Consider the following 16,556-nt stretch of genomic DNA (forward strand, 5'->3'; position numbering starts at 1 on the left):
GACCCCGGGGGAAGCCGATGTCCCGCCCCGACGACGACCCGTACCCCCAATCAGCCGCAGGCCAGGGCGACGGCGCTCCGTCGCCCTGGGCCCGCCCGCCGGCCGGCGGGGAGCCACCGACCGCGCCGCTGCCGGGCTGGGCCGGACCGCCGGCCGGTCCCGACGACTCGCCCACCATGCCGATCTCCGGGGCGGAGCCGCCGACCGCGCCGATGCCCGGGCCGTACCCGCCCAGCGGTCCGTTCCCGCCGCCGGCCGCCCAGTCGCCGGCCGGGCCCTACCCGTCCGGCGGCCCGACGGCCGCCTACCCACCGGGGCCGTACCAGCCGGAGGGACCGACGGCGGCCTACCCGCCGGCGCCGTACCAGCCGGGCGAACCGACGGCGGCCTACCCGCCGGGGGAGCCGACCGCGGCCTACCCGCCGGTGCCCTACCCGGCCGGTCCGTACCCGCCCGGTGGGGCGGTGGGTGGCGGTCAGTGGGCGGCGCCGCCCGGATATCCGGCGCCACCGGCGCGGCGGTCGGGCCGCAAGATCGCCCTGATCGTCGGGGCGGTGCTGGTCGCCCTGCTCTGCCCCTGCCTGGTCCTGGCCGGGTGGCTTATTCTGCCGTCCGGCGACGACGACCGGTCGTCGTCCGCGCCCTCGACGGCGGTACCGGCCGACCCGACCGAGGAACCGGCGGAGGAACCCACCGAGGAGCCGACGGAGGAACCGTCCGCGCCGGGCGCGACGGACTTCGCCAAGGGCGACTGCGTGGTCAACGACGGTACGAGCCAGGCGGCCGAGCTGCGCAAGGTGCCGTGCGGCCCGGGCACCTTCGAGGTGCTGCTGCGGATCCCGGGCACCGCCGAGGGGGACCGGTGCGCCCGGTTGGCGCCGGAGGCCACGGCGAACTACGTCAGTGACGGCCCGCTGGCGGAGCAGGACTTCGTGCTCTGCCTGCGCCGGGCCCGCTGACCCCGAACATCCTCGGTAGACAAAACTAGGGCTGTCTAGCATCCACGCTAGACAGCCCTAGTTTCGTCTCGACGCGACACGCCGGTAACCCCGTCTATCCATCTCTAGCTCCCCCGCTAGAACGGCCGATACTCTGCGATGCGTGGATCCGGTCCGCAACCCGTACGCCCCCGGCGCGGGGCAGCGCCCGCCCGAACTCGCCGGGCGGGGGCGGGAGCTGGACGTCTTCGACGTGGTCCTGGAACGGATCGCCCGGGGCCGCCCCGAACGCAGCCTGATGCTCACCGGCCTGCGCGGCGTCGGCAAGACGGTGCTGCTCAACACCCTCCGCTCGCAGGCCATCACCCACCTGTGGGGCACCGGCAAGATCGAGGCCCGGCCGGACCAGTCGCTGCGCCGCCCGGTGGCCGCCGCCCTGCACATGGCGGTCCGCGAACTGGCCCCCCGGCACCGGGCGCCGGACCGGATCGACGGCTTCCTCGGCGTGCTGAAGGCGTTCGCCCAGCGCTCGGCGCCGACCGGCCGCGGCGGCACCGCCCCGAAGCTGCGGGACCGCTGGCAGCCCGGCATCGACGTACCGGCCAGCAGCGGGCGGGCGGACTCCGGTGACATCGAGATCGACCTGGTCGAACTGCTCACCGACGCGGCGGCCGTGGCGACCGACGTCGGCACCGGCATCGCGATCTTCATCGACGAGATGCAGGACCTCGGCGCGGAGGACGTCTCCGCGCTCTGCGCCGCCTGCCACGAACTGTCCCAGCTCGGCGCCCCGCTGATCGTGGTCGGCGCCGGCCTGCCGCACCTGCCGGCCGTGCTCAGCGCGGCCAAGTCGTACTCGGAACGGCTCTTCCGCTACCAGCGCATCGACCGGCTCGACCGGATCGCCGCCGACCAGGCGCTCTGCGCGCCGGCCGAGCGGGAGGAGGTCGAGTACGAGGCGAAGGCCCTCGACCTGCTCTACGAGAAGTCCGGCGGCTATCCGTACTTCGTCCAGGCGTACGGGAAGGCCACCTGGGACCACGCCCCGCGCTCACCGATCACCGCGGCGGACGTCCGGGTGGCCGCGCCCGAGGCGGAGGCCGAACTGGCGGTCGGCTTCTTCGGCTCCCGGTTCGAGCGGGCCACCCCGGCGGAGCGGGAGTACATGCGGGCCATGGCGACCCTCTCCCTGGTGGAGGGGGAGGAGGACGGCGGACGCGACGACATGGACGCCGCGGTGCCGACCGCCGAGATCGCCCGCTCGCTGGGCCGGAAACCGGCCAGCCTCTCCCCGGCCCGGGACGCCCTGATCAAGAAGGGGCTGATCTATTCCGGCGAGCGCGGGACGGTCGCCTTCACCGTGCCGCACTTCGGCCGGTACCTGCGCACCCAGCCGGCCTGACGAGCCCTCAGACCCTGGACCAGGGCGGCGGGAAGACCACCTCGCCGCGCGGCAGCGGGCCCTCGCCACTGACCGTCGGCGGCAACGCCAACGCCTGCCACGGCTCGCCCAGCCCCGACCACGGGCTGGTCAAGCCCATCCGGTCGGCCCGGTCGAAGCCGAACCGCCGGTAGTACGCCGGGTCGCCGAGCACCACCACCAGCCGCTCGCCCAACTCGGTGGCCGCCTCCAGGGCGGCCTGCACCACGGCGGCGCCGTGCCCCACCCGCTGCCGGTGCGGCGCCACCGCCACCGGCCCCAGGGCCAACGCCGGCGCGACCCCCGCGTCGCCCCGGACCCGCACCCGGGTCAGCAGGGCGTAGCCGACCACCTCGCCGCCGTACTCGGCGACCATCGCCAGCTCGGGGATCCAGGCGTCGCTGTCCCGCAGCTCGTCGACCAACCCCACCTCGGGCGGGGTGGCCACGTCCGGGCGGGCGAAGGCGGCCGCGAGCACCCGCCGCACCGGCCCGGCGTCCGCCGGCCCCTCGGGTCGCAGCCGCAGGGTCGTCACCCGCGCGACGTTACCCTCCGTCGCCCGCCCATCCGCGACGGTCGCTCGGATCGGCGTGGCGCGGGCACCGCCACGGCCGGTCGGGATCCGGCCGTTGCAGGGGTAGCGATCCGTTTCAGGGGGTATGACTGATCCATGAAACCCGTGCGCTCCCTCGCCCGAGTCATGTTGAGCGGCATCTTCGTGGTCAGCGGTGCCCGCAACTTTCAGAACCCCGGCCGACTGGTCACGGCGGCGAAGCCGGTGACCGACCGGATCACCCCCCTGATCGAGAAGAACGCCCCCCAGGTCCCCACGGACACCGAGTCGCTGATCCGGATCAACGCGGCCACCCAGGTCGCCGCCGGGCTGATGCTCGCCACCGGCAAACTGGCCCGCCCCGCGGCCCTGGTACTCGCCGGCACGCTGGTGCCGACCACCCTGGCCGGGCATCCCTTCTGGAACAACGACGACCCGACCGCCCGGAACAACAACCAGATCCACTTCCTGAAGAACCTCGGCCTGTTCGGCGGGCTCCTGCTCGCCGCCGCCGACACCGAGGGCAAGCCGGGTCTGCGCTGGCGGGCCGGCCACCGGATCGGCCACTCCAAGCGCTCCGTGCAGCGGTCCGGGCGCTCGGTGCAGCGGGCGGTGCGGACCGCCAAGCGGGAGGCCCGGATCGCCGTACGCTCCGCCGCCACCGCCCGGCGACTGCCCGGCTGAACCGTCCCGCTCCCTCCCCCACCGGTCACCTCCACCCCCCGGCCGCGAATCACCTGACCGCTCCGGCAGGCGTTAACGCGGTGTGCATGTCGAGAACCACCCGGGATCAGTGGAATCGCATTCGGTCGCAGTAGGGGGAGGGGGCCAGGTGAGGCGCCGCTACCGGCCCGACGGGGAGCCGTCCCTCCCCGCCCGGCCGCGGATCAGCGACCGGGACCGGCTCCGCCTGGTCCGGCTCGGCGTCGTCGTCGCCACCGGGTACGCCGCCTGGCTGGCCATCGGCGCGTTCGGCCGGCCGTACACCTTCTTCGACATGCGGATCTACCACGGCGCGGTGGTGTGGTGGGCGAGCGGCCACGAGCTGTACGACTTCGTCGCCCCCACCACCACCCTGGGTTTCACCTACCCGCCGTTCGCGGCGCTGGCCATGCTGCCGATGGCGCGGGTGCCGGTGCTGCTGGCCGGCTGGCTGAACGCGGCGGCCAGCGTCGCCGCGCTCACCGTCGCCATGGTCGCCCTGCTGCGGCCGCTCGTCGACCGGCTCGGCTGGCCGCTCTGGTTCAGCGTCGGCGTGGCGGTGCCGATGGCGGTGGCCATCGAACCGGTCCGGGAGACCCTCGGCTACGGCCAGGTGAACCTGTTCCTCTTCGCGCTGATCATCGCCGACCTGGTCGGCCTGCGCTGGCGGTCCCGGCGCAGCAGCCGCCCGGCGGTCACCGGCGCGCTGGCCCGCCTCGCCGGCACCGGGCCGCTGGCCCGCTTCGCGTTCGGCGGCGCCTGGGCGGGCATCGGCATCGGCCTGGCCACGGCGATCAAGCTGACCCCCGCGCTCTTCATCGGCTACCTGCTGGTCACCCGGCAGTGGCGGGCGGCGGTCACCGCCATCGGCACCACCGTCGCGGTGACCGCGGGGACGTTCCTGGTGGTCGGTGCGGAGTCCCGGGCCTACTTCGGCTCCGTGCTGTGGCAGACGCAGCGGGTGGGGGCGGCCGACATGACCGCCAACCAGTCCCTGGCCGGCCTGCTGGCCCGGCTCTACGACGCCATCGAGACGCCCGGCCTGCTCTGGGTGACCTTCTCCATGCTGGTCCTGGCGCTGGGGCTGTCCCGGGCCGCCGCCGCCCACGCCGACGGCGACGAGTTGACCGCGTTCACCCTGGTCGGGCTCACCGCCAACGTGATCAGCCCGATCTCCTGGTCGCACCACCTGGTCTGGGTCATCCCGGCGATCCTGGTCCTCGCCGACGCCGCCGTCCGCCGGCGGGAGGCCAGCCGGGGACCGGCCGCGCGCACCGGGACGCATCCCGCGTACGGGGGGCCGCCCGCGGTGACCGGGCTGCGCCCGCCGATCTGGTACCCCACCCTCACCGGGATGCGCCACGGGGTGGCCGCCGTCGGGCTCTACCTGCTCTTCCTGGTCTCCCCGATCTGGCCGTACGAGCACCAACTGCCGGAGGTGTCGCACTACGAGGACGGGCTGTTCGGCGCGCTGATGGAGAACTCGTTGGCCATCGCGCTGATCGCGCTGGTCGCCGCGCTGCCCTGGCGGCCCGGCGCCGAACCGGCGTTCTACAACCAGCGGCCGGCCCGGACGGCCCAGTTCGCCGACCGCCGCTGAGACCCCGGCCACCGGGCCGGTCGGCTCAGGGGCAGTTCACCCACTCCTCGGTGCCGTCGGCGAAGACCTGCCGCTTCCAGATCGGCAGCCGGGCCTTGACCTCGTCGACCAGCCGGGCGCAGGCGGTGAACGCGGCGGCTCGGTGGGCGGTGCTCACCGCCGCCACCAGGGCCACATCACCGATCTCCAGCGGGCCGATCCGGTGCGAGACGGCCACCGCGTACACGTCGGGGTCGGCGGCGATCTCGGCGGCGACCTCCTTGAGGACCGCCTCGGCGCTCGGGTGGCCCTCGTATTCCAGGGTGGTGACCGGGCGACCGTGGTCGTGGTCGCGGACCACGCCCTGGAAGGAGACCACCGCGCCGGCCCGGCGGTCGGCGACCGCCGCCTCGTGCGCGGCCAGGTCCAAGGGCTGGTCGGTGACGGTGCCGAAGCTGGCCGGCGCGGCCGTGGACGCGGACATCGGACCCTCCTCGCGGGTGTCGGTCGGCGCGGTCACCAGGACCGTTCCCCGGGCAGCAGCGGCAGCGGCACGACCGGCACCCGGTCGCCCACCGCACCCGTGGTACCCGGCCGGACGACCGCGAACCCGTCCGCCCCGGCCAGCCCGCGCAGCATGGCCGAGCCGACGTGCCGCACCGGGTGGGCGGTGCCGGCCACCCGGTCCAGCCGGACCAGGGCCAGGTGGGTGTAGTCGCCCCGACCGGCGATCGGCTCCGCCAGTGTGGCGTGCGGCAGGACCGGCATCGGACGGCCCTGCAACCCCGCGAGCAGGGGCGCCACCAGCGACACCAGCGCCACGATCGCGGACTGCGGGTTGCCCGGCAGGCCGGCGACGAACCGGACCCGGCCGTCGTCGGAGACCAGCCGGGCCAGCAGCATCGGGAAGCCCGGCCGGACCGCCACGGTGTTCACCACGTAGTCCGCGCCGAGCGCCACCAGGGTGGGATGCAGGTGGTCCACCGGGCCGTGCATCGTGCCGCCGGTCGTGCAGACCAGGTCCGCACCGGCCAGCGCCGACCGGACGGCGGCCACGTGCGCGGACAGGGTGTCCGCCACCGGACCCACGACGTCGGAGGGGCGCACCTGGCAGCCGTAGCGGCGCAACCAGGCCGGCACCGCCGGACCGAGCGCGTCGCGGACCCGGCCCGCCCCCGGCGGGCCCTTGGTCAGCAGTTCGTCACCGAAGACCAGCAGCGCCGCGCGGGGCGCCCGCCGGACCCGCAGGGTGTCGTGGCCGCAGGACGCGGCCAACCCGATCAGCGCCGGGTCGACCGGGGTGCCGGCCGGGAGCAGTTCCTCACCCGAGTACGCCTCCTCGCCCGGCTCCCGCCACTCCGGGGCCGGCCGGGGCGTGCCGTCGACCAGGTCGTCACCCGTCCGCGTCGACTCCTCCACCCGCAGGATCGCCGTGGTGCCCTCCGGGACCATCGCGCCGGTGGCGATCTCGACCGTGCTGCCGTCCTCGGTCAGCGGCGCCGGCCGGTTGCCGGCGAGCACCCGGCCGACCACCCGCCACGGTCCCTCGCCGCGCACCGCCCAGCCGTCCACGCTGGAGGTGGGGAAGGCCGGCAGGTCCGTACGCGTGGTCAACGGCTCGGCCAGGGTGTGCCCGTCGAGGTCGGCGAGCGACCGGCTGACCGCGGGCAGGGCGGCGGAGAGGCCGACCGCGTACACCCGGGCGCGGGCCTCCTCCCAACCGGCCGGCGGTGGCGCGGTCGCCCGTTCCCCCGCGTGGGCCGCGGTTTCGGTGCTCATCCGGCGAGCCTATCGTCGGCCGGGTCGGCCTGCGCGGTCACTCGGTCACCGCCGGTCGCCGGCATGGTCTCCGTGACCTTGTCCTCCGGCGGCGTTGCCCCGGTGGTGGCCTGCGTGGCCTCCGGCGTCAGATCCCGGGTCGGCATGGGGGCCTGCGTGGTCGGTGGGGGCGACGGCTGGTGGTCGCCGCCGCGCAGCTGGTCGACGGCGTGGGCGAGAATCGGCCCGAGCACCGCGAGGCCGTCCTTGGCGCCGCCCCGCGAGCCGGGCAGGTTGACCACCAGCATCCGGCCGACCACCCCGGCCAACCCCCGGGACAGCGCCGAGGTCGGCACCCGCTCCCGGCTGTGGGCCCGGATCGCCTCGGCGATGCCGGGAATCTCGTGGTCGAGCAGCGCGCGGGTCACCTCCGGCGTCCGGTCGGTCGGGTTGATGCCCGTGCCGCCGCTGGTCAGCACCACGTCGATCCCGGCGGCCCGGGCGGCCCGCAGCGCCTCGCCGACCGGCTCGCCGTCGGGCACCACCACCGGCTCGTCCACCTGGCAGCCCAGCTCCCGCAGGCCGGCGACGAGCAGCGGTCCGCTGGTGTCCTCGTAGACCCCGGCGGAGGCCCGGTTGGAGGCGACGACCACCCGCGCGCGGATCACGGCCGGTCCTCCGGGCGGACCCACTCGCCGGTCTTGCCGCCCTCCTTGCGGAGCACGCGCACCGCGTCCACCGAGGCCGCCGGGTCGACCGCCTTGACCATGTCGACCAGGGCCAGCCCGGCCACCGCCACCGCGGTCAGGGCCTCCATCTCGACACCCGTCCGGTCGGCGGTCCGCGCCGTCGCGGTGATCTCCACCGTGTCGGTCGTCGGTTGCAGCTCGACCTCGACCCCGTGCAGGGCGATCGGGTGGCAGAGCGGAATCAGGTCGGGAGTGCGCTTGGCGCCCATGATGCCGGCCAGCCGGCCCACCGCGAGCGCGTCGCCCTTGGGCAGGCCGTCCCGGCGGAGCAGCTCCACCACCTCGGCGGTCGTGCGGAGCCGGCCGGCGGCGACCGCCAGCCGGCCGGAGACCGGCTTGGCGGAGACGTCGACCATGCGGGCCGCGCCTGCGGCGTCGACGTGGGTGAGCTGCACGGGATCGGTCACGGCCGCGAGCCTATCCCCCGGGTGCGACGGGCCGCCTCGTCCCGCTGCGGGGTTGCCCGGATGTCGCGCCATCCCGGAAGGTCGCGTTTTACCGGCTCGACCTTGTCCCTTCGGCGCCCTGTTCGGGTTCGTCGGGGCAGAACGTGGCGGGAGGAGCGCAGCGCGGTGCCCGAGCCGCGCCCCTCCCGCTGTCACCCGCTGCCGATCGCTGGGGAAACCAGCGGCGGGCGTCTCGTCGGCCCGGTCCGCCCCGGACCATGACCTCCCCGTTGACCGATCGCGGGAACCGTACCGAGCGGCGCGATAAGAAATCGATAAGCGCCGGATTGCCAGGTCAGGCCTGATCACGGAGCCCGTCCAGCCGGCGGCGGACTTCTGAGCGCTCCGGCACGCCCATCCGCTCGAAGATTGCCAGCGCCCTCTGCCAGTAGCGGCGAGCCTCAGCCGGGTCCGCGACGGCAACGAGTTCGGCGATTCCGGCGAGGGCACGGCCCTGCTCGTACGGATGAGCGATGCGGGTGGACGACTCCAGGGCACGCCGGTGAGCACGCGTGGCATCAGCGGTCTGTCCCAGCTTCACCCACGTGAAAGCGAGGTCATTGAGTGCGGCGGCCTGGGCATGCCGTTCTCCGGAGTCGATGGCCAGCTCCAACGCCAACTCGTGCTGCCGGACGCCGTCTTCCAAGCGTCCGAGGTTGCGGTAAGCGATGCCGAGGTCGTTGTGGTTCTCGCTCTCGCTGTACCGGTGGCCGGTGCGCTGACGCAGCATGAGAGCGGCATTGAGGATCCGCACGGCCGACGCCCACTGCCCCGACCGCACCTTGACCGCAGCGAGGTGACCGAGTGCGTTGGTGGTGTGGAAGAGGTCGCCATTGACCCTCGCCAGGAAGAGATGCAGCCGGTGGACGTGGAGTGCATCGTCGTACCGGCCGAGCACGGTGAGCGCCAGGCCCAGGTTGGACAACACATGCGGGCCGCGCACCGAACCGAGGAACTTGGGGTGCCGGAGCATGGCGGTACCGAGCGCGACTGATTCCTGGAGCTCTCCACGTAGCCAGTGGACGACTGACATGTTGGCCTGGTACCGCAGCAACAGCCGATCGTCAGCGAGTTCTCGGGCCAACGCCACCGACCGTTCTATGAGCCGGGCCGCCTCGTCGTAGTCCCCCGTCCGCAGATGGGCTGAGGCGAGATAGTTACTCATGGCTGCCACAGCCCGGTGGTCACCGAGCGCCTCCGCTGCCGCAAGACCCAGCCTGTGGGTATGACGGATGTCGTCGAAGTAGCCGCGGATGTAGTAGAAGCGCCACGTGGCCCTGGCGAGCCGCCACGCAAAGTCGTACTGGCCGGAGTCCTGCGCCGCCTCGACCAAACCGGCGAGGGTAGCCCGCTCCCGTTCCAGCCAGTCCGGCCCCAATACTCCGGCTGCGGCGAGCAGGTCTGGTCGCCACGCCGGATCCGGTGCCAGCTCGGCACGCACGTCGTGTGAGTCGAGCAACCCCTCGTTCGCAGCGAGAACCGCGTGCAGCACGAAATTGAGCAGGTGTCCCACGGCTGAGTGACGATCCGACCGGTGATCGTCTGGCGAAAGCTGGTTCGCGTAGTGGCGCATCAGGTCGTGCAACCGGTACCGGTCACCTCCTGTCTCCTCGACGAGATGCCTGTCCACCAGGTCGTCCACCACCCGTACAGCAGTGGCGAGTGGCAACTCGGCCAGGGCAGCGGCCATCTCGATGGTGAAGTGGCCAGGAAACACGCCGAGCACACGGATCATTCGCTTGCCGGACTCATCCAGTGGCTCGTAGGAAGCGGCGAAGGCGCCGGCGACCGACCGGTCCTCGACGCCGAGCTGATCCAGGACGGGGGCAGGGGCGGCCAACCGGGCGGCCAAGTCGGCGACTCGCCACTTCCGGCGGTGTGCCAGCCGGGAACCGGCAAGCCGGATCGCCAGAGGCAGATACCCGCACCGTCGCACCGCTTCGGCAGCCGCCTCCGGGTCCGCGTCGATCCGATCGGCGCCAGCAGTCACCTTCAACAGCTGCAGTCCCTCGTCAGGTGTCATCACCGCCAGCGACTCCGGCAGGCCGCCGTCCGGAGTGGCGAGGCGCCGACGCGAGGTGACAAGCACGATCGTCCCAGGCAACGCCGGGAGCAGCGGAGCAATCTGGTCGCTGCTCGCGGCATTGTCAAGCACGACCACCGCCCGCCGGGCCGCCAGCTCGCGCCGCCAGAGTTGCACCCGTAGATCCTGCTCGGCCGGGATGAGGCCCGCCTCCACCCCGAGTTGCCGGAGCAGGGTGACGAGTGCTGCGGACGGCTCGACGGGCGCCTTCTCACCGTGCCCGCAAAGATCGATGAAGAGCTGCGCGTCGGGGTAGCGGTCAGCCAACCGGCGCGCGACGTGGACGGCGAGCGTCGTCTTACCACTACCCGCCATGCCGTCGATGACGTGCACCGCCGCCGTCTGGGCCTCCACCCGGCGGGTCTCCGCCAGCAGACGGGCCACGTTGCTGGCCCGCCCCACGAAATCGCTGGCTCCCCTGGGCAACCAACTCTTGAGGGATGCCGACAGGCCGGGACGTTCGCCACCGAAAGCCCCGGCAGGTGCGGCCGCCCCCACCACGGGTGCTCGGTTGAGGATGGCGCGGTGCAGCCGTTGGAACTCCGGCCCCGGCTCGATGCCGAGATGCTCCCGGAGCGCATCTCGCGAGAAGCGATATGCATCGAGTGCACCCACCACGTCACCCTGCTGGTACAGCGCCCGGACCAGCAGGAAGTGGCTGGGCTCACGCAGCGGATGCGCCTTGACCTGGGGCCGGAGCAGAGAGGCAGCTTCTCCCGGACTGCCCAGTTGGATGCGGACGTCGGCGAGGAGTTCCGTCGCCGCGAGCATCTCCTCCTCGACGGCGACCCGCCGGCCGCTGAGCATGGAACCGAGCGGCAGGCCGGCGAGCAGCGGGCCCCGTCGACGGGAGAGCGCCAGGCTCAGCGACCGGGCGGCCGTCTCCAGGAGCCCTTGCGCGACATGCTCACGAACCGTGCGATATTCGTCGGAGAAGAGGCCAAGGTCGATCGAATCAACCGGCAGCGCCAGACGATAGCCGTCGGCCTCTCGCACGATCAGGTGTCGTCCCGGGTCGGCTGCCGCGAAGGCCCGGCGCAAATTGGCCGCATATGTACGAACGTTCGCTACCGCGGAACGCGGCGGGTCAATCGGCCAGAGTTCGTCGACGAGCGCATCCAGTTGGACCAGGTGGTCCGGCGAGAGAGCGAGCACGCCCAGCACCAACCGCTGCTTCGGGGTGCCAAGCAACAGCATCCGACCGTCGGCAGCCAAGACCTCAAGGGGCCCCAGGACCCGCACCGCCGTCAAGCCGCCTCCTCCTGACTCTCGGTGATGCCCCGCCAGGGCGGGTCACCCTCAGCCGACGCGCCCTGAGCCCCGTCGGGAAGAATGACGACTTTGGACGAGGACTGCACGCCAACTGACCGAAGCGGGGATGAGCCCATCACCCTTGGGCAGGGAAGCTTCAACTGTCGGCGCGACACCTGTTCAGATGTTCATCGCCTATCAGCAATACATCAAGCGGGTACAGGCAACATCGCCTGCGCACTCCGCTCACACCATGTGGACAGATAGTGACAAACTATCTCCAGCTTGGCTGATGTTGCATATAGCGACATTTATCCGCACCTAACGCTCGTTGCTCCCCTTACGCTCTCTTCAGTGCAGGCGAGAAGAACGGCTGGGGGTCGACATGGTGAAGTCGCACGAGTGGACGTAGGCAGTCTTCTGCAACGACGGCATGAGAAGTAAGCTTGCGGAGCGCACAGCCATCGGTGACTGAATAGGGACGATGGGTGGCTCCACAAAGTCGACGTAACGGGACCGATCAGCGGCTCTTGCCGCTAGTCGGTCTCGTCGTCTTTCTGGCGGCGGCCTCGGCCGCGGTATCGGTCTTTCAACTCGTCGCGGACACCTCACCCGCCAGCCCTGGCACCTGGCTTGCCCTCGTCTCCCTGGCAGCATTGGGCTTCCTGGTCAAGGTCCGAATTCGCATCCGTGCCTCGCACCATGACATTGCCTGGACCGAGACAGCGATAGTCATCGCACTCTCGGTTGCCCCCACCTCCGTCGTGGTACTCGCGACGGGATGCGGCCTGGCCATCGCCACCGCCATCGCGCGGGTCGCACCGTTCAGAGCGGTCTTCGGTATTGGTAAGAACATGCTGGTGGCGACAGTCGCTGGCCTGGCAATTCATGCCGCAGGGTGGAGCCTTGGCGAGGAGTCGACCGCCGCCACCGTCCTGCCGTTCTCGCTGGCGTACCTGGCCGCAGTGCTGCTCGACGAAGTGACGGTCCTACCCGTCATCGCACTGGCGACCGGCGAGCGACTGCGGGACCTGGCGCGTGAGGACTGGGTTCTGCGACTCGTGACGGCGGTCGCGCGGCTCGCCGTCGTCATCGGCACGGTCCTCATCCTTCGCATCGACAGTCGCTTCCTTTTGGCGGTGCCGCCTCTGATCTTCAGCCTGCACCTGCTCTATTCCAACCGGGTGCGGGCCCGCACCGAGCAACAGGCCTGGCAGCGCCTCGCCCGTACCACCGACGCCCTCAACGTCGTCGACCTCGACAAGGTCCTGACCACCGCCGTCACCCAGGCCGCGACCCTCTTCTCCGCCGACGAGGTGGAGATCGAACTGCGCGACGGCGGCCGGGTGGTCCGCGGCAGCGCCGACGCCCTCAGCTACGACGGCACCGGCGAGGAGGTCAGCGAGGTCACCGGGATGGTCATCCCGGCCGCCCTGGAAGGGCACGACGGCAGCGCCGACGTGGGCGTCCTGCGGCTGCGGTTCCGCGGCCCGGTCGAGCTCTCCGAACGCGAGCAGTACACCCTGCGGACGTTCGCCTCCGCGCTCTGCACGGCCGTCCGCAACGCCCAGGCGTACGCGGAGCTGGCCCGGGTGGCCGATGCCCACGCGCACGCTGCCACCCACGACGCGTTGACCGGCCTGTCCAACCGCCGGCACCTGCTGGAGCAGGGCACCGAACAGCTCGGCAACCGGCACGCCGAAGGGGTCACCGCCCTGGTGCTGATCGACCTCAACCATTTCAAGGAGGTCAACGACACCCTCGGCCACTCGGCCGGTGACCAGGTGCTGATGCAGGTCGCCGACCGGCTGCGCGCCGCCACCCGCCCCGAGGACCTGGTCGCCCGGTTGGGCGGTGACGAGTTCGCCGTACTCCTGCGGGGTCTGCCGGCCCCGGCGGTGGCCGCGCACCGGGCGGAGACGCTGCTGGCGGCCCTGCACGAGCCGCTCGACCTGGACGGCATGCGGATCAGCGTGGAGGCCAGCGGCGGCATCGCCGCCGCGCCGGCCAACGGCGGCATGCCTGAACTGCTGCGCCGGGCGGACGTCGCTATGTACCAGGCGAAGCGGGCCGGGCAGCGGATCGCCACGTACGCCCCGACCCGGGACACCGCCGACCTGGGCCGGCTCACCCTGGGCGGCGAACTGCCCCGCGCGGTGGCCGACCACGAGTTCACCGTCAACTTTCAGCCCATCGTCGACCTGGGCAGTGGCGAGGTGACCGGCGCGGAGGCGCTGGCCCGCTGGCACCATCCGACGCACGGGCTGATCGACCCGCTGCGGTTCCTGGAGGCGGTGGAACGCTCCGGGCTGTTGCCCGCGTTCGCGGAGGCGATCCTCGACCAGGCGCTGACCGCCGCCCGCAGCTGGCGGGACGCCGGATTCGACCTACCGGTGTCGGTGAACGTGTCGCCGCGCAGCCTGCTCGACGCCCGGTTCCCGGGCGCGGTGCTGGCCCGGCTGCGCGCCCACGACCTGCCCCCGGACCGGCTGGTGCTGGAGTTGACCGAGACGCTGACGCTCAGCCAGCTCGACGTGGTCGACCGGGTGCTCAGCCGGTTGCGGGACGCCGGGGTGCGGCTCGCCCTCGACGACTTCGGCACCGGCTACTCCTCCCTGTCGCTGCTCTCCCGCATCCCGGTGCACGAGCTGAAGATCGACCGCAGCTTCGTCGACGCGATGGCGACCTCCACGGAGGCGGCCGCCGTGATCCGCTCGACCCTCGACCTCGGCCGCAGCCTGCAGCTGGACGTGGTCGCCGAGGGGGTGGAGAACGAACCGCAGCGGCACGCGCTCTGGGAGCTGGGCTGCGGCTCCGGGCAGGGCCATCTCTTCGCCCGACCACTGCCCGCCGGTGCGCTGCTCGCCGCGCTGCGCCGGGGCTCCGGTGGCCGACCGGGTCTGCTGGCCCCGCCGCTGCACGACGCCGGGGCGGTGATCCGCCTGCCCGGACGGCGATCCGGCGGTCCACGGAGCCGGGCGGCCGGCACCTCGAACCTCCCCGGCTGAACCCGGCCCTCCATCGGATTCCCCGGTTGCCGCAGATCGCGCTGATCATGGGCGGTGGCGTCGGGGCGGTCTGCCAGACTTGCCCGCGTGACCGTCGCCCCCACCCAACCCATCGCCGGCCCGGACCGTTGGCGGCGGCTCGATTCCGCTGGCGGCGGCCTCGCCCTCGACCTCACTCTCTACGCGGTCTCCGCCGTCTTCGCGGCGGTCACCGCCGTCACCTCCACGCTGCCTCCGCACCGCGCCTGGGGCGCCGTCGCCACCGCCGGTTACCTGGCCGTGGCGCTCATGGCCGCCGGTCAGCTGCTGCTCCGCCGCCGCCAACCCGGATCGCCACTGGTCGGCGACCGGGCCCGCTGGGCGGTAACCGCGGTCGCCTGGGCCGGCACCGCCCTGCTGCCCCTGGTGGTGCAGAGCGTCCAACGGGCCGCCGGGCGCAGCGACCGCGCACAGGAGGAGGTGCTGGTCGTCGAGCACGCTGGCGAGCGGCTCGCCACCGACGGCACCCCCTACCTGGGGCACGACGCCATCGCCGCGCTCCCCGCCGACGAGCGGCTCCTCGGCTACACCCCGTACCAGCCGGGCATGGCCCTGTTCGGGCTGCCCCGGGCCGCCGTCGACGTTTGGTGGACCGACTCGCGGGCCTGGTTCGCGCTGGTCACGGCGGTGGTCCTCGCCCTGGCGGTGGTCGTCGTGCGCCGCGCCGGCCAGCCCCTGGACCGGCCCGGCGGCGACCTGTTGCTGCGCGGGGTGCAGGCCGCCACCGTCCTGCCGGTCAGCGCGCTCACCCTCGCCACCGGCGGTGACGACCTTCCCGTCCTCGCGCTCTGCCTGCTGGCCCTCGCCTACGCCGCCTCCGGGCGACCCGGCGCGTCCGGCATGGCCGTCGGCGCGGCCGGCGCCCTGAAGCTCTTCGCCTGGCCGGTCGCCGTGGTCCTGCTCTGCTGGGCCGTCACCCGCCGGGCCGCCGGCCGGTTCACCGTCGGTGCCCTCGGCCTGCCGCTGCTCGCTCTCGTCCCGCCGCTGCTCGTCGACCGCGACGCCCTGGTGGAGAACGTGCTCCGCTTTCCCCTCGGCCACGGCCTGGTGACCAGCCCCGCCGCATCCCCCTTCCCCGGCCACCTGATCGCCGGCGCGTTGCCCGCCGGCCGGGTCGTCGCCGCGGTGCTGCTGGTGGCCGCCGGAGCGGCCATCGCCGTCCGGCTCGTCCGCCGCCCGCCCCGCACCGCCACCGCCGCCGCCCTCATCTGCGGGTACGGACTGCTCGCCGCGATCCTGCTGATGCCCTCCACCCGGTTCGGCTACCTGCTCTACCCGCTCGCCCTGCTGGCCTGGGCACCCGCACTGGCCCGCGAACCAGCCGCCCGGTTCCCCCGACTCGGGGGCACGGACCGGCAACAGGGCGTAGACCTGGAGGCATGAGCACCTACCGCGATCGTGAGGACGCCGGCAGCCAGCTCGCCGACCGGCTCACCGCTCTGACCGGGCAGTCCGACGTCATCGTGCTCGGCCTGGTCCGCGGCGGCGTACCTGTCGCCCGGGTGGTGGCCGAACGCCTCGGCGCCCCGCTCGACATCCTCGTCGTCCGCAAGTTGGGCATGCCCTGGGCGCCCGAGGTGGCCTTCGGTGCGCTCGGTCCCGGTGGGGTACGCGTCCTCAACGACCTGGTCGCCGCTCGGCTCGACGCCGACGCCGTCGCCGACGTGCAGCGCCGCGAGCAGGCCGAGCTGGACCGCCGCGAAGCGCGCTACCGGGCCGGCCGCCCTCCGCTCGACCTCACCGGCCGCACCGCCGTCATCGTCGACGACGGGCTCGCCACCGGCGCCACCGCCCGGGCCGCCGTCCAGGTGGCCCGGCAACTCGGCGCGCACCGGGTGATCGTCGCCGTGCCGGTCGGCGCCCAGGAGGCGTACGAGATGCTCGCCGCCGAGGCCGACCAGGTGGTCTGCGCCCAGAAACCGCCGGAGTTCGGCGCGGTCAGCGCCTACTACGACGACTTCCACGAGGTCTCCGACGACGAGGTGACCGACGCGCTGGCGGCAGTCGGGTGACCCGGCCGGGTACCTTCG

At 73.0% G+C, this 16,556-nt stretch carries 12 protein-coding genes and 1 pseudogene; 7 read left to right on the forward strand and 6 right to left on the reverse strand.

The window, feature by feature from the left end:
* Positions 1-17 precede the first annotated feature (17 nt).
* Together GA0074704_RS29285 and GA0074704_RS02555 are read left to right on the forward strand one after the other, a co-directional pair.
* On the forward strand, positions 18-959 hold the full coding sequence (locus GA0074704_RS29285) for an LppU/SCO3897 family protein (protein WP_231926740.1): 942 nt from the start codon (positions 18-20) through the stop codon (positions 957-959).
* A 142-nt stretch (positions 960-1,101) separates the two neighbouring features.
* Complete coding sequence (locus GA0074704_RS02555; protein ID WP_088968998.1) at positions 1,102-2,340, forward strand: ATP-binding protein; 1,239 nt, start codon at positions 1,102-1,104, stop codon at positions 2,338-2,340.
* Positions 2,341-2,347: 7 nt separating this feature from the next.
* On the opposite strand, the gene GA0074704_RS02560 is transcribed toward GA0074704_RS02555, so the two are convergent.
* On the reverse strand, positions 2,348-2,893 hold the full coding sequence (locus GA0074704_RS02560; RefSeq protein ID WP_088968999.1) for a GNAT family N-acetyltransferase: 546 nt from the start codon (positions 2,891-2,893) through the stop codon (positions 2,348-2,350).
* Between the two features lie 135 nt (positions 2,894-3,028).
* Between GA0074704_RS02560 and GA0074704_RS02565 the strand changes: the two genes are divergently transcribed.
* Positions 3,029-3,595, forward strand: coding sequence for a DoxX family protein (locus GA0074704_RS02565; RefSeq protein ID WP_088969000.1), 567 nt, complete (start codon positions 3,029-3,031; stop codon positions 3,593-3,595).
* A gap of 202 nt (positions 3,596-3,797) precedes the next feature.
* Positions 3,798-5,213, forward strand: coding sequence for a glycosyltransferase 87 family protein (locus GA0074704_RS02570; protein ID WP_231926866.1), 1,416 nt, complete (start codon positions 3,798-3,800; stop codon positions 5,211-5,213).
* Positions 5,214-5,238: 25 nt separating this feature from the next.
* On the opposite strand, the gene GA0074704_RS02575 is transcribed toward GA0074704_RS02570, so the two are convergent.
* The 5 genes and pseudogenes from GA0074704_RS02575 to GA0074704_RS02595 form a co-directional block, all read right to left on the reverse strand.
* Positions 5,239-5,676, reverse strand: coding sequence for a molybdenum cofactor biosynthesis protein MoaE (locus GA0074704_RS02575; protein WP_088973405.1), 438 nt, complete (start codon positions 5,674-5,676; stop codon positions 5,239-5,241).
* A 32-nt stretch (positions 5,677-5,708) separates the two neighbouring features.
* Positions 5,709-6,971 carry a molybdopterin molybdotransferase MoeA gene (locus tag GA0074704_RS02580; protein WP_088969001.1) on the reverse strand — a complete coding sequence of 421 codons (1,263 nt, stop codon included), beginning with the start codon at positions 6,969-6,971 and terminating at the stop codon, positions 5,709-5,711.
* A 179-nt stretch (positions 6,972-7,150) separates the two neighbouring features.
* A pseudogene (locus GA0074704_RS02585) lies at positions 7,151-7,618 on the reverse strand (MogA/MoaB family molybdenum cofactor biosynthesis protein); the annotation flags it as partial.
* Positions 7,615-8,106, reverse strand: a complete 492-nt coding sequence (gene moaC, locus GA0074704_RS02590; protein WP_088969002.1) for a cyclic pyranopterin monophosphate synthase MoaC — start codon at positions 8,104-8,106, stop codon at positions 7,615-7,617. The pseudogene GA0074704_RS02585 and the gene moaC, both read right to left, overlap by 4 nt.
* Before the next feature lie 334 nt (positions 8,107-8,440).
* Positions 8,441-11,470, reverse strand: coding sequence for an AfsR/SARP family transcriptional regulator (locus GA0074704_RS02595; protein ID WP_088969003.1), 3,030 nt, complete (start codon positions 11,468-11,470; stop codon positions 8,441-8,443).
* 497 nt (positions 11,471-11,967) lie between these two features.
* On the opposite strand from GA0074704_RS02595, the gene GA0074704_RS02600 reads away from it, so the two are divergent.
* The 3 genes from GA0074704_RS02600 to GA0074704_RS02610 all read left to right on the forward strand — a co-directional run bounded on the left by GA0074704_RS02600 (position 11,968) and on the right by GA0074704_RS02610 (position 16,538).
* On the forward strand, positions 11,968-14,487 hold the full coding sequence (locus GA0074704_RS02600) for a putative bifunctional diguanylate cyclase/phosphodiesterase (RefSeq protein ID WP_088969004.1): 2,520 nt from the start codon (positions 11,968-11,970) through the stop codon (positions 14,485-14,487).
* 87 nt (positions 14,488-14,574) lie between these two features.
* Positions 14,575-15,909 (forward strand): glycosyltransferase 87 family protein, encoded by a 1,335-nt coding sequence (locus GA0074704_RS02605; RefSeq protein WP_088969005.1) that lies wholly within the window; start codon positions 14,575-14,577, stop codon positions 15,907-15,909.
* Positions 15,906-16,538, forward strand: a complete 633-nt coding sequence (locus GA0074704_RS02610) for a phosphoribosyltransferase (RefSeq protein WP_088969006.1) — start codon at positions 15,906-15,908, stop codon at positions 16,536-16,538. The genes GA0074704_RS02605 and GA0074704_RS02610 overlap by 4 nt, the downstream gene beginning before the upstream one ends.
* Positions 16,539-16,556 lie beyond the last annotated feature (18 nt).

Origin of the sequence: Micromonospora siamensis, from assembly GCF_900090305.1 — a bacterium.
GTDB lineage: Bacteria > Actinomycetota > Actinomycetes > Mycobacteriales > Micromonosporaceae > Micromonospora > Micromonospora siamensis.

Coding starts and splice junctions, on each gene's coding strand:
- GA0074704_RS02565 (WP_088969000.1), top strand. CDS start 3,029: ATGAAACCCGTGCGCTCCCTCGCCCGAGTCATGTTGAGCGGCATCTTC.
- GA0074704_RS02580 (WP_088969001.1), bottom strand. CDS start 6,971: ATGAGCACCGAAACCGCGGCCCACGCGGGGGAACGGGCGACCGCGCCA.
- GA0074704_RS02610 (WP_088969006.1), top strand. CDS start 15,906: ATGAGCACCTACCGCGATCGTGAGGACGCCGGCAGCCAGCTCGCCGAC.
- GA0074704_RS29285 (WP_231926740.1), top strand. CDS start 18: ATGTCCCGCCCCGACGACGACCCGTACCCCCAATCAGCCGCAGGCCAG.
- GA0074704_RS02575 (WP_088973405.1), bottom strand. CDS start 5,676: ATGTCCGCGTCCACGGCCGCGCCGGCCAGCTTCGGCACCGTCACCGAC.